This is a genomic window from Leucobacter allii (genome assembly GCF_022919155.1).
GTDB classification, from domain to species: Bacteria; Actinomycetota; Actinomycetes; order Actinomycetales; family Microbacteriaceae; genus Leucobacter; species Leucobacter allii.
This window is the reverse complement of the sequence record NZ_CP095045.1, coordinates 325,896-338,465: the sequence shown is the minus strand read 5'-3', so window position 1 is coordinate 338,465 and position 12,570 is coordinate 325,896. Positions and strand designations below refer to the sequence as shown.

Annotated in this window: 11 protein-coding genes; 2 read left to right on the top strand and 9 right to left on the bottom strand. The window is 73.0% G+C overall.

Annotated elements, in window-relative coordinates:
* Positions 1 to 38 precede the first annotated feature (38 nt).
* From MUN78_RS01470 to MUN78_RS01430, 9 genes are all read right to left on the bottom strand, one after another.
* Positions 39 to 1,238, bottom strand: coding sequence for an ABC transporter substrate-binding protein (locus MUN78_RS01470; RefSeq protein WP_244728307.1), 1,200 nt, complete (start codon positions 1,236 to 1,238; stop codon positions 39 to 41).
* Complete coding sequence (mftF, locus tag MUN78_RS01465) at positions 1,235 to 2,863, bottom strand: mycofactocin biosynthesis glycosyltransferase MftF (RefSeq protein ID WP_244728305.1); 1,629 nt, start codon at positions 2,861 to 2,863, stop codon at positions 1,235 to 1,237. The genes MUN78_RS01470 and mftF overlap by 4 nt, the downstream gene beginning before the upstream one ends.
* Positions 2,864 to 2,952: 89 nt before the next feature.
* On the bottom strand, positions 2,953 to 4,233 hold the full coding sequence (gene mftD, locus MUN78_RS01460) for a pre-mycofactocin synthase MftD (protein ID WP_244692582.1): 1,281 nt from the start codon (positions 4,231 to 4,233) through the stop codon (positions 2,953 to 2,955).
* A 353-nt stretch (positions 4,234 to 4,586) separates the two neighbouring features.
* On the bottom strand, positions 4,587 to 5,429 hold the full coding sequence (locus tag MUN78_RS01455) for a vWA domain-containing protein (protein ID WP_244728303.1): 843 nt from the start codon (positions 5,427 to 5,429) through the stop codon (positions 4,587 to 4,589).
* A gap of 147 nt (positions 5,430 to 5,576) precedes the next feature.
* Complete coding sequence (locus MUN78_RS01450) at positions 5,577 to 6,524, bottom strand: AAA family ATPase (RefSeq protein WP_244692580.1); 948 nt, start codon at positions 6,522 to 6,524, stop codon at positions 5,577 to 5,579.
* Between the two features lie 6 nt (positions 6,525 to 6,530).
* Positions 6,531 to 7,391, bottom strand: coding sequence for a mycofactocin-coupled SDR family oxidoreductase (locus MUN78_RS01445; protein ID WP_244692579.1), 861 nt, complete (start codon positions 7,389 to 7,391; stop codon positions 6,531 to 6,533).
* Positions 7,392 to 7,409: 18 nt separating this feature from the next.
* Entirely contained in the window at positions 7,410 to 8,252 is an 843-nt protein-coding gene (locus MUN78_RS01440) for a mycofactocin-coupled SDR family oxidoreductase (protein ID WP_244692578.1), read from the bottom strand.
* Between the two features lie 42 nt (positions 8,253 to 8,294).
* Complete coding sequence (locus tag MUN78_RS01435; RefSeq protein ID WP_244728301.1) at positions 8,295 to 9,125, bottom strand: mycofactocin-coupled SDR family oxidoreductase; 831 nt, start codon at positions 9,123 to 9,125, stop codon at positions 8,295 to 8,297.
* A 120-nt stretch (positions 9,126 to 9,245) separates the two neighbouring features.
* On the bottom strand, positions 9,246 to 10,070 hold the full coding sequence (locus MUN78_RS01430) for a mycofactocin-coupled SDR family oxidoreductase (protein ID WP_244692576.1): 825 nt from the start codon (positions 10,068 to 10,070) through the stop codon (positions 9,246 to 9,248).
* A gap of 275 nt (positions 10,071 to 10,345) precedes the next feature.
* Here MUN78_RS01430 and mftR point away from each other — a divergent pair, with 275 nt between their 5' ends.
* Together mftR and MUN78_RS01420 are read left to right on the top strand one after the other, a co-directional pair.
* Positions 10,346 to 10,966 carry a mycofactocin system transcriptional regulator MftR gene (gene mftR / locus MUN78_RS01425; protein WP_244692575.1) on the top strand — a complete coding sequence of 207 codons (621 nt, stop codon included), beginning with the start codon at positions 10,346 to 10,348 and terminating at the stop codon, positions 10,964 to 10,966.
* Positions 10,963 to 12,519 (top strand): GMC family oxidoreductase, encoded by a 1,557-nt coding sequence (locus MUN78_RS01420; protein WP_244728300.1) that lies wholly within the window; start codon positions 10,963 to 10,965, stop codon positions 12,517 to 12,519. Before mftR ends, MUN78_RS01420 begins: the two co-directional genes overlap by 4 nt.
* Positions 12,520 to 12,570: the final 51 nt, after the last annotated feature.

Here is a 12,570-nt window from a genome sequence, read left to right as displayed (position 1 = left end):
CTGCCTCCTCCGCACGGTCCGGTCCGCGAGCGGGGGCGCTACGGCACCTCCACCCAGTCGCCGACCGGGACCCAGCCGTCCGCGGTCGCCTGCACCATCATGCTCGCACGGTTGGGGTTGTGCGCGTCGCCGTCGTCGAAGACGTAGGGCATGCCCATGAGCGGGTGCTCGATCTCCCCGGCGGCGTGCAGCGCCGCCGCCACCGACTCGCGCGTGATCTCGCCGTCGATGCCCTCGAGCACCTCGACGATGATGCGCGCGCTCACGTAGCCGCCCTCGGAGAGCGAGGTGATCGGCACATCGGCGGCGTCCAGGGTGCCGCGCCAGGCCGCGACCTCGGGGTCGTCGCTCGTGAACGGCAGGAACTCGGAGTTCGCGTAGACGTTGCCGATGGTGCCCTGGGCCCCGAGCGCCTCGATGGCGGCTTCCGTGTAGACGTTGGTGAGCATGAGCCAGTCGGCCTGCTCCAGGATGCCCTGCTGCTGGACAGCCTTCATGAAGGCGACGCCCTCCGGCTCGGTGGGGTTGAGCACGACCGCGTCGCAGGCGGCGTCCTTCACGGCGAGGATGGCCGGGGTCGGGTCGTCGCCGAGGTTCACCGAGGTGTCGATGTGCGCGAACTCCATGCCCGTCGTCTGCTGCCACTCGTCCAGCAGCGCGAGGTAGGGCTCGGTGAGGCCCTCGCTCTTGAGGATCACGGGGCAGATCCGCTCGGCCTCCAGCTGGTCCTTCGCGAAGTAGAGGAGGCTCTCGTAGCCGTTGAAGGTGCCCGCGTTCACGGGAGCGATGCTCGGCGAGGTGAAGCACGAGGCCTCGATCCCGGTGCCCATGACCGAGAGCACGCCGCGCTGGGCGTAGAGCGCCGCGTTCGCGCTGCACTCGACGAGGCTCGCGGAGCCGACCATGGCGACGACGCCCTCCTCGTCGACGAGGCGGCGGCCGGCCTGGGCGGCCTGCGCGGGATCGGCGCCGTCGTCCTCGGAGATGAACTCGATCGGCCGCCCGCCGATGCCGCCCGCGGCGTTCACCTCGTCGAACACGGCCTGGGCGGCGCCGGGCACCTCGGGGAAGGGCGCGGGTCCGGTGAGGGAGCTCACGGCGCCGATCCGGATAGGCTCGCCCGGGGCGCCGCTCCCCTCCGATGCGGCGCCCCCCGGGGCGCACCCGGTGAGGACGAGCCCGACGAGGGCGGTGAGCGCGACGGTGCGCGCGAGGGCGGGGCGGGGGTGGGCGATCATGCTGCGGGGGTCGCTTTCTCTGCGGGCTCGGGGGCGTCCACCGGCTGGAGCCGGCGGACGGGCGGGGCGTCGGCGGCCTGCGGTCCGGCCTGCATGGTCGCGCCGCCTGCGGGGGCGGAGCGCGCGGGCCAGCTCGGGATCCGCACGCGCGGGGTCACGACGTTCGGGACGCGCTTGCGGATCGCATTGCGGATCACGCCGGAGCCGTAGGAGGCGTCGTCGACGAGCCGCAGAGCGAGGCTCTTGAACGGGCCGAGCCGGGTGGGCCGCAGCAGATGATCCCGCACCGGTTCCCAGATCATCGCGGCGGCGACGCCCCGCGCGAGGCGGGAGAACGGCGTGAGCACGAGCACGCCCCAGCCCACCGGCCACCAGTCGCGGCGCAGCAGGTGCCCCATCCAGAACGCGTCCGACCACAGCGAGCGCCCCGTCATCTCGACCGCGATCGAGAGCGGCATGCGCGGGCCGAGCAGGCGGCGCTGGCGGGCGAACTCGTAGCCGGCGATCGGCAGCGCGAGCAGCCGCACCCACGAGCGCCGGTTCGCGAGCACGGCGACCATCGCGAGGCCGGAGAGCGAGGGCCGGGCAGGGATGAGCCGCCCCGGATGCCGCAGTTCGAGCTCCGCGGCGGACGAGCCGTACATGGCCCGCCGCTGGCTGAAGTCCGTCAGCGCGGTGCGCACCTCGTGGTGGTGCACGACGTCGGGGACGTAGCGCACGGTCCAGCCGGCCTCGTGCATGCGCCAGAAGAGGTCGACGTCCTCGCCGACCCGCATCCCCGGTTCGAACGGCGGATCGGTGACGGCGCTGCGCCGCACGATCACGGAGGCGCTCGGCAGCCAGCCGACCGGCACGCCGTAGACGACGCGACTGGGGTCGGGGCCCATGTCGAGCTCGGAGCGCGTCTCCTCGTAGAGCTCGATCGCGGATCCCCCCTCGATGCGCGGCCGCACGCGGGGGCCGAGCGCGCCGACGAGCGGATCGTCGAACAGCGGCCGGAGCCGCGCCGCGAAGCCGGGGGACGCGGTCACATCGGCGTCGAGGAACGCCACGAACGGCGCGGTGCTCGCGCGGAATCCGTCGTTGCGCGCTTCCCCGGGGCCGCCGTTCGTCTTCCGCACGATGAGGCGGGCGCCGTGCGCGCGAGCGGCCTTCCGGATCCGCGCGGCGTCGGGTCGCGGCGAGGCGTCGTCCACCACGATCACCGGGAGCCCCTCCTCGCGCAGCGAGGCGAGGCAGCGCTCGAGCTCCTCGACGTGGCGGTAGACGGGGACGACCACCTCGACGTCGTCGGGACGGCTCGCCGCCGCGGCCGTCGGGGGCAGCGGATCGGCGATGCCCAGGTCGAGGAGGAACAGCGCCGCGTCCGTCTCCTCCGGGGTCGCTGGCAGGACCCCGCGCCGGTTCGCCGCGAAGAGCCGTCGCGCGAAGACGCGGAAGCGCTCCGGGATGAGGGTCACGGTCCACGGCGAACCGCCGATCGTCACCCGGCCCGCGCGGAGCGCGACCCCGGAGGTCCAGGCGAGGGGGGTGCGCGCGACGGCCTCAGCGCGCGCGGCGCGGTCCGTCGGCGGCTGCGGGTACGGCGGCGGCCCCCAGGGCGCGACGGCATCGCGGGCGGTCATGCGGATCGGTGCTCCTTCGAACGTCACGGGTCGACGGGGATGCCGCCGGCCGGCGGCGCGGCCGACGCGCGTCGGCCGGCGGCGTCAGCCTACTGAATGGTCTTCTCGACGGGCCGCTCTGCGGCGGGCTTGCGCGGCGTCCGGCGCTTCTCGGCCGCGGAGTCCGGTGCCGGCTCCCCGGTGTCGCCGAGCACGCGCTCGAAGCCCTCGGGGATGTGGAAGTCGTCTCGGCTGAGCTCGGAGATCGACTTGTGCCCCAGGCCGATGAGGGCGGAGTCGAGCCCCATGCGCAGCAGGTCGAGCACGTTCTCGACCCCGGTCTGGCCGTTCGCGCCGAGGCCCCAGAGGTAGGCGCGACCGATCATGACGGCGCGGGCGCCGAGGGCGAGCGCCTTCGCGACATCGCCGCCCCGGCGCACACCGCCGTCGAGGAGCACCTCGAGCTGATCGCCGACCGCATCGGCGATCGGTCCGAGGCAGCGGATGGCGGCCGGCGTCGTGTCGAGGTTGTTGCCGCCGTGGTTGGAGACGGAGATCGCGTCGGCTCCGATGTCGACGGCGCGCTTGGCGTCGTCGATGCGCGTGATGCCCTTGACCATGAAGGGCCCGCCCCACGCCTCGCGCAGCCACTCCAGGTCCTCCCAGCTCGGCGGCGGGGTCTGCGACCACTCGCCGTAGGCTCCGAAGAACGTCGGGGCGGGGCCGCTCGGGGGCTTCAGGTTCGGCGCCGTGAGGTCGGGCAGTCCGGCCTTCAGCCAGGTGAGGGTCCAGCTCGGGCGGAGCACCCCCTCGGGGGCCATCTTGTAGAGGGCCGCGAAATCCATGCGCTCCGGAATGGCGGGGCTGCCCCAGTCGCGGCCGATCGAGAAGGACCAGTCGGTCGTGGTGATGAGCGCCTTGGCGCCCGCGGCCCGGGCGCGCTCCATGCGCTGCAGCATGGCGTCGCGGGTGCCGGTCCAGTACATCTGGAAGAAGGTGTTCTCATTGGCGGCGGCCACCTCCTCGACGGGCTTGGAGGCGAAGGAGCTGAGCCCCATGATCGTGCCGCGATTGGCCGCGGCACGGGCGACGGCCACCTCGCCTTCGGGGCGGATCGCCTGCACGCCGGTCGGGGAGATCATGACCGGCATCGACACGGGGATCCCGAGGATGGTGGTCGAGAGCTCGCGCTCGGGCTGGTGGCCGGCGACGTGCGGGGCGAACTCGAGCTCGGCAAAGGCGTCGAGATTGTCCTGCGGGGTGCGGCCGCGCTCGGATCCCGCGACGAGGGCGGCGTACACGGAGGGCGGCAGGAACGCCTTCGACCGCCGCTGCGCCTCGAGGACGGTCTCGAACCAGGGGTTCTTCACCCAGGGCCAGATCTTGCTCATCAGGGTCTCGCTTTCGTCGTTGAAAAGCCGCTCGTCGATCGTACCGGCACGATGCTCCGATTATATTGACACCCGGTGTCAAAAGGAACCCCTTGCGTCGGAGCCCGCCCTGTGGGCGCGCCGTGCGTCGGGGATGCGCGTTCCGTGAGCCGCAAATCCGCCATCTCGTCTCACCGAAGCCGCATCTCCGACCGAAGTGACGGAGCGGTCGCCGAGCAACATGGCGGAGCTGTCGCCGAACAACGTCGCGCAGCGGTCGCCGAGCAACGTCGCGAAGCGGTCGCCGAACAACATGGCGGAGCGAACGCCGAGCGATGCCGCGCAGCGGCCGCGAGCGGGAGCGGACGGATCCCTCACCGGCCGAAGATCGCGCTGAGCGCCGGGGCGACGTCGCGGTGCGAGCGCAGCACGTGGCAGGTGCCGCGGCCGCGGGAGGCGATCTCGCGGCCCAGCTCGATGTCCTTCTCGCCGCTCGCGTCGAGCAGCACGTCGACGCGCGGCAGCCTCGCGGCGAAGACGCGCGGATCGGGCCCCGCGTTGTGCACGCAGTCGGAGAGCAGGATCACCCGCGCCTCGCGCGCCGGCACGCGGGCGAGCTGCTGCGCCGCGACCTCGAGGGGGAAGGCGACGTTGGTGAGCCCGCGCGCCGGGATCCGGAGGATCCGCTCGAGCAGCTCCATCGGCCGCACGGGACCGCCGAGTTCGAGGAGCACGGCCGCGTCGGACCAGAAGGCGACGACCGCGAGCGCGTCGTGGGAGAGCTCCGCCGTGAGGGCGCCGACCGTCGCGGCCGCGGTCCGGATCCGCTCCCCCTTCATCGAGCCCGAGACGTCGACGAGCAGCACCACCGAGCGCGTCGTGCGCAGGCGCTCCCGCACGAGGATGTCCTCGTCGTCTGGCACCGGCCGCTCGGCGAGCACCTCGAGCGTCGCATCGAGGTCGATCTCGTCGGAGGCCCCCCGATAGGGCACCGTCTCGAGCGCGCCGATGCCGCGCACGGCCGAGGCGTCCCGCCGGGGTCGGCGCACCGCGAGGCGCGCGGCGATCTGACGCGCGAGCGCGCGCACGGCGGGATCGACCGGCGCCTCCTCCTCGGGGCTCGCGATGAGCTCGGCCGGCTCATCCGTCTCCCCCGGCGCGACCACCCCGGGCAGCGCCCGCGCGCCCGGCTCGCGCGAGCCCCCGCCCTGCAGCACGGGGCCGTGCCTGCCCGGTCGCGCTCGGGCGTCGTGCAGCGTCGGCGCCTCGTCGAGCTGCTTCGGCCGTCGCTTCAGCGGCTTGCCGCGAGCGCCGTCCCGCTCACGCGCCTCGCGGGTGAGCGGCGAGTCCGCCGCGACGGCTCTTCAGCCCGGTGCCGCGGCGTGCGGCTCGAGGATGAAGCGGTCCTCCCAGATCTCGCGCAGCACCCGCTCCGGCGTCGTCTCCGCCGCCTCGTCGACGTGGATGCGGCCGGAGAGCGCCACCGTCATCGCGTCGAAGCAGAGCTCCGGGTAGCGCTCGTCTTCCGCCTCCGAGACGCCGCGGAGCCCGGCGAGCTGCGCGGCGATCATCGCGGCGTCGATCGCGCCGCGCACGCTCGACCCCTGCCGCACGTCGGGGTGGACCCGGGTGGCGCGGGTCACGGCGACCGCGTCCTGCACGATCCGTTCGGGGAGCGAGGCGCCCGGGTCGGCGCCCGCCTCCCCGAGCCCGGCCCGCAGCCGCACGATGCGCGTCTCGGCCTCCGCGTCCTGGTAGCCGATGACGATGCGGTTCAGCCGGTCGTGGATGCTCTGCGAGAGACGCGCCGTGCCGATGTTGTCGTAGGGGTTCATGGAGGCGACGACCCGGAAGGTCGGCAGCGCCGCGACCCGGCCGACGCGCGGCACGCTGATCGCGCGGTCCCCCATCGCCATGAGCAGCGTGTTCATCGTGTCCTCGGGGGCGCGGTTGAGCTCCTCGATGTAGAGGAACCCGCCCTGCTGCATGGCCTCCACGAGCGGGCCGGGGACGAAGTTGTCGGCGGAGTAGTCCTCGCGGAGCACGCGCGCGGGGTTGTGGTGGCCCACGAGCTTCGCGGGAGTGAGGTCGGCGTTCCCCTCGATGAAGAACAGGGGGATCCCCCACTCCTCGGTGATCGCGGAGAGGATGGTCGTCTTGCTCGTGCCCGGGGGCCCCTCCAGCAGGAGGTCCCGGCCCGCGGAGACGGCCGCGAGCGCGAGTTCGAGCTCGCGCTCGCGGCCGACGACGCGGGCGCCGATGCGCCCGCTCGCCTCCGCGGTCGCCCCGGCGGGGCGCTGCTGATCCAGCATGCGCGCCTACTTCACCGGGGCGGGGTTGTAGCCGGGCTGCAGCAGGTGCCCGGCGTCGACCGGCACCGAGATCCCGGTGACGCGGGCCGCGAGCTCCGAGTTCAGCCACAGCGCGGCGTCCGCGATCCGCTGCGGTTCGAGGAACCCGGCGCCCTTGAGCGCGTGGAAGGAGTACCCGGCCTCGAGCATGTCAGCCTCGGTCCCCTCGCCGGCGGGCTTGCCCGACATCATGTCCCACGCGCCCTGCCAGCTCGTCATCGGGGTGAGGATCGCCCCCGGATGCACGGCGTTCACGCGGATGCCGTGCTTCGCGTACTCGAGGGCGAGCGTCTTCATGAGGCCGACCACGCCGAACTTCGCCGAGCAGTAGTGCGCGTAGTTCTCGCCGGGCTCGAGGCCGTTGATCGAGGAGGTCATGACGATCGAACCGCCGCCCGCCTCCATCATGTGCGGCAGCACCGCCTTCGCCGACTTCCAGACCCCCGTGAGATTCACGGCGATCATGTCGTCCCACGCCTCCTCCGACAGCTCGTGCGAGGGGGCCAGCGAGAAGATGCCGGCGTTCGCGATGAGGATGTCGATGCGCCCGAACTCCGCGAGCCCCTGCGCCACCGCCCCGTCGAGGTCCGCCTGCTTCCGCACGTCGCCGTTCACCGCGACGATGCGCCGGTCGAGGGCCTCGACCTGGCGCACCGTCTCGTCGAAGTCGGCCTGCTGCGCCATCGGGTACGCGACCGACCCGATCTGCTCCAGCGTGTCGATGATGACGACGTCCGCGCCCTCCCTCGCGCAGGTGATCGCGTGCGCCCGTCCCTGTCCGCGCGAGCCGCCCGTGATGAGGGCGACCTTGCCTTCGAGCATTCCCATGATCCTCGTCCCTTCCCGCTACTTGATCGTGTACCCGGCGTCGACCTTGAGCTCGGTGCCGGTGACGTACCGCGCCTCGTCGGAGGCGAGGAAGAGCACGGCGTTCGAGATGTCGATCGGCTCCACCCAGGGCACCGGCAGCGCGTTCGTCGACTGGAAGATCGGCGCCGCCTGCTCGCGGGTCGGGTGCTCGACATCGGGCATGAACAGGCGGAAGGTCGCCTCGTTCTGGATCATGTCGGTGTCGACGCCCGTCGGGTGCACGGTGTTCACGCGCACGCGGTGCGGCGCGAGCTCCAGCGCGAGGGTGCGCATGATGCCGACGACCGCGTGCTTGGAGGCCGTGTACGCGGCGACGTTCGGCGTGCCCTTGATCCCCGCGGTGGAGCTGGTGATGATGATCGAGCCGCCCGTGCCCTGCTCGATGAGGTGCGGGATGACCGCCTTGGCCGTGTGCCAGACGCCCGTCTGGTTGATGTCGATCACGTCCTGCCAGTCGGCGTCGGTGACGTCCTGCGTCTTGTCGCCGAAGGAGAACACGCCCGCGTTCGCCGCGACGATGTCGACGTGGCCGAGTTCGGCGACGCCCGCGTCGAGCGCGCCCTTGAGCGCGTCGTAGTCGCGCACATCGGCCTTCGAGGCGATGATCCGGCGGTCGAGCGCCTCGACCTGCCGCACGGTCTCGGCGAGATCCTCCTCGGTGGCGCCCGGATAGAACCGGCTGATGCTCGGCACCGCCTCGCAGAGGTCGATCGCGATGATGTCGGCACCCTCCTGCGCCATCCGGAGCGCGTGCGAGCGCCCCTGCCCGCGGGCGGCCCCGGTGATGAACGCCACTTTGCCTTCGAGTCTTCCGGTCATGGTGTCTTCCCTTTCTCTCGTGGTGCGGTTCGTCGTCGGTCGTCAGAGCTGTCCGCCCGCGTCCACGACATGGGTCGTGCCGGTGACGTAGCGGCCGTCGTCGGAGACGAGGTAGAGGATGGCGTTCGAGATGTCCACCGGCTCCATGGCCGCGATGGGCAGCCGGTTGAGCGTGCGCGCGGCGACCTCGAAATCCTCGCGCGTCGGGTGCTCGAGGTCGGGACGGAACAGCCGGTAGGTCGGCTCGTTGAGGATCATGTCGGTCGCGACCGTCGTGGGGTGCACCGTGTTGACCCGGATCGACTCCGGCGCCAGCTCCTTCGCCAGCACCTTCGCGAGCATGACGAGGCCGGCTTTCGCCGCCGAGTAGTGCGCCGTCCCCGGGTTCGCGTAGATGGCCGCGAGCGAACTCGTGATGACGACGGAACCGCCGCGGCCGCCCGCCTGGATGTGGGGCACCGCGGCCTTGATCGTCTTCCAGACCCCGGTGAGATTGATGTCGATCATCGTCTGCCACGTCTCCTCGTCCATGTCGAGGGACGAGGCGGGGGTCGAGATCCCGGCGTTCGCGAGCACGATGTCGAGCCGGCCGAGCTCGGCGACCGCGTCATCGACGACGGCGGTGAGCGCGGCGAGGTCGCGGACGTCGGCCTCGCGGGCGACGATGCGGCGGTCGAGCGCCTCGACCTGCCGCACGGTCTCGGCGAGATCCTCGGCGCGGGCGGTCGGGTAGGGGACGGTCTCGATCTGCTGCGAGACGTCCACGGCGATGATGTCGGCGCCCTCCTGCGCGAGCCGGATCGCGTGGGAGCGCCCCTGTCCTCGCGCCGCCCCCGTGATGAACGCCACCTTGCCTGCGAGTCTTCCGGTCATGATTCCTGCCACTCCTTCGTGTTCGGGTTCGCGCCGCATCTGGGGTGGTACGGGCGGCTCGCCTGCGGCGCGAGACCGGGCGAGCCGCCCTCGGGGCGCCCGCGGGCGCCCCGATCGCGCTCAGTACTGGGTCATGCCGCCGTCGACCGCGAGCGCGTGGCCGGTGACCCACGCGGCGTCGTCCGAGGCCAGGAAGAGCACCGCGTTGGAGATCTCCCGCGGCGGCATCATGCCGGGGATCCACTGGGTGAGCATGCCCATGAGCAGCGGGTTCTCCTCGTTGCCCCGGGTGAAGCCGGAATCCTCGACGCCCATGATGCCCTGCGCCATGGGAGTGTCCACCCCGCCGGGGTGCACGCTGTTGACGCGGATGCCGTCCTTCGCGAGCTCCTGCGCGAAGGACTTCGCCATGCCCGTCACGCCGTACTTCGACATGTTGTAGGCCATGTTCCACGGCCCGGCCTTCAGGCCGTTCGCGGAGCTCGTGAGGATGATGGATCCGCCGTTGCCCGCCTCGATGATGGCGGGGACGGCGGCCATGACGGTGTTCCAGACGCCGATGAGGTTGATGTCGATCGTGGTGCGCACGATCTCGGGGGTCATCGAGTGCCACGGGCCGACGATGTCGACGCCGGCGTTGCCCGCGACGATGTCGAGCCGGCCGAGCTCGGCGACGCCCTGCGCGACGACCTGCCGCAGCCGATCCGGATCCCGCACATCGCAGGTCTCCGCGACGATCCGCCGGTCGAGCGCCTCCACCTGCCGCACCGTCTCCTGCAGGTCCTCCGCGCGAGCGGTGGCGTAGGGCACGCCCTCCACCTGGGTGTCGATGTCGATCGCGATGATGTCGGCGCCCTCCTCGGCGAGGCGCAGCGCGTGCGCGCGGCCCTGCCCGCGCGCGGCCCCCGTGATGAACGCGACCTTGCCCTCGACTCTTCCAGCCATGACCATTCCTCTTCTCGTCGTTGAGATGTGCAGCGGTGTGTTGCGCAGCGGATGACCCGTGTCGTGTCGCGCCGGTCCGGTGGGCCCGGGCGACGGCATCGGCGGGTCCTGCCCGCAGTCCTCACCCTAGTGGCACTGAGTGCCGGTGGGAAGGGATGGCCGGCACTTCGCCGTCGGCGGGCTCCCGCACGCGGCCATCCGGCCGCCCGCCCGGCCTCCGCCGTGCACCGGGACGCGCCGGGGTAAGCTGCACGGCAGAGGAAACGGAGCAGCACATGGATCCCGAACCGGCCGGAACCGCGGCGACGGCGCCGCGCATCGGCCGCGCCCCGGCGACGACGCACGGGGAGCTCAGCCACATCGCGCTGAACCTGTTCATCGAGCGGGGCTTCGACGCGACCACGATGGACGACATCGCGCAGCGCGCGGGCATCGGCAGACGCACGCTCTTCCGCTACTTCGCCTCGAAGAACGAGCTGCCGTGGGGGGACTTCGCGCCCCTGCTGCAGGCGATGCGCGCGCGGCTCGCGGGCACCGATCCCGAGCTGCCGCTCATGCGCGCGCTCAAGGACGCCATCCTCGATTTCAACACCTTCCCCGCGGAGGAGCATGCCTACCACCGCGGCCGGATGTCGCTGCTGCTCACCGTGCCCTCGCTCACCGCCTACTCCACCTTGAAGTACGCGGACTGGCGCGCGGTCATCGCCGAGTTCGTCGCCGCGCGCACGGGCGCGGCGCCCGACGACCTCGCTCCGCAGACCATCGCGTACGCGTGCCTCGGCATGTGCATCGGATCGTACGAGCGCTGGCTCGCCGACGACGACGCCGACCTGCTCGCGCTGATCGACGAGGCCTTCGTCACGGCGGAGTCGGTGTTCGGCCTGCACGCATCGTGAGCGCCACACCGGGGCGCCCGCGGCGCACCGTGATCGTGGGCGCGGGCGGCGCGGGAGCGCCGCTCGCCGCCCGGCTCGCCGCGGATCCGGGCCGGGCGGTCGTCCTCCTGGAGGCCGGGGACTCCGCCCCTCCCCCGCCCGAACTCCTCGACGGCGGAGCGCTCCGCGGCGCGCTGCCCGGCCGGCCGGACGGCTGGCGCTACGAGGTGGAGCTCGGGCGCGGGCGGCCCGACGTCATCGCGCGGGGGAAGCGGCTCGGCGGCTCGACCGCAGTGAACGGCGGCTACTTCGTCCGCGCGACGCGGGACGATTTCGCCCGCTGGGCCGCCGCGGGCGGCCCCGAGTGGTCGTACGCGCGCGCCCTGCCGATCCTCCGCGCACTGGAGCACGAGCTCGATCCGGTCCGCGATACCGCCCTGCACGGCGCCGACGGCCCGGTCCGCGTCGCGCGGCCCCCGCAGGACGGACCCGTCGCCGCGGCGTTCACCGCGGCGGCGCGCGAGCTCGGCTTCCCCGTCGAGGCCGACAAGAACGCGGGCGGCGCCCCCGGCGTCGGCCCGGTCCCGTCGAACATCATCGACGGCGTGCGGCGGAGCACCGCGACGGCCTACCTGGAGGGGGCGGCGCTCGAGGCGGCCGCGCGCGGGCGACTCGAGATCCGCGGCGGCACGCGCGTGCTGCGGGTGATCATCGAGGGCGCCGCGGAGGGCCCGCGCGCCGTCGGCGTCGAGACCGAGCGCGGCCCCGTCGCCGCGGACGAGGTCGTGCTCTCGGCCGGCGCGATCGCGACGCCGCAGCTGCTCCTGCTGAGCGGCATCGGACCGCGCGCGCACCTCGCCGAGCACGGGATCGGGGTCGTCGCGGCGCTCCCCGTCGGCACCGCCCTCGCGGATCACCCGAATCTCGCGCTCGCCTGGGAGCCGCGCCGCCCCGTGGTCGATTGGGAGGCGGGGTACGGCTTCCCGACCGCGCTGAACCTCGACGCCGCCGCGGTCGATCCCGCGCTCGTTCCCTGCCCCGAGGGCGACCTCGAGATCCTGCTCGGCGCGAAACCGCTCGAGTTCCTGCTCGCGGGCGGGCGGCGGGAGGCCGAGACGCTGCAGTTCCTCGTGGCGCTGCAGGAGCACCGCGGCCGCGGACGGCTCTCGCTCACGAGCGCCGACCCGCTGGATCCGCCGCGGATCAAGTACGACTACTTCGCGGGAGCGGAGGACCGCAGGCGGATGCGCGCCGGCGTTCGGGCCGCCGTCGCCCTGCTGCGCGCGCCGGCCTTCTCCGAGGTGTTCGGCCGGCTGATCGACCTCGACGGCGCCGTGCTCGACGACGACGCGGCGCTCGACGACTGGATCCTCGCCCGCCACGGCACCGCGCTCCACACGTGCGCGACGGCGCCGATGGGCGCGGTCGTCGACGGTGCGGGGCGGGTGCGCGGCGTCGCCGGGCTGCGCGTCGCCGACACCTCGATCCTCCCCTCCGCCCCGCATCGGGGCCCGGCGAACACCGCCGTCTTCATCGGGGAGTTCCTGGCGCGCGCGATGCTCGTCGGGCGGTAGCGCGCAGGGGTTTCAGGGCCGATGCGCGCCGGCATCCGGCGTGCTCCGACG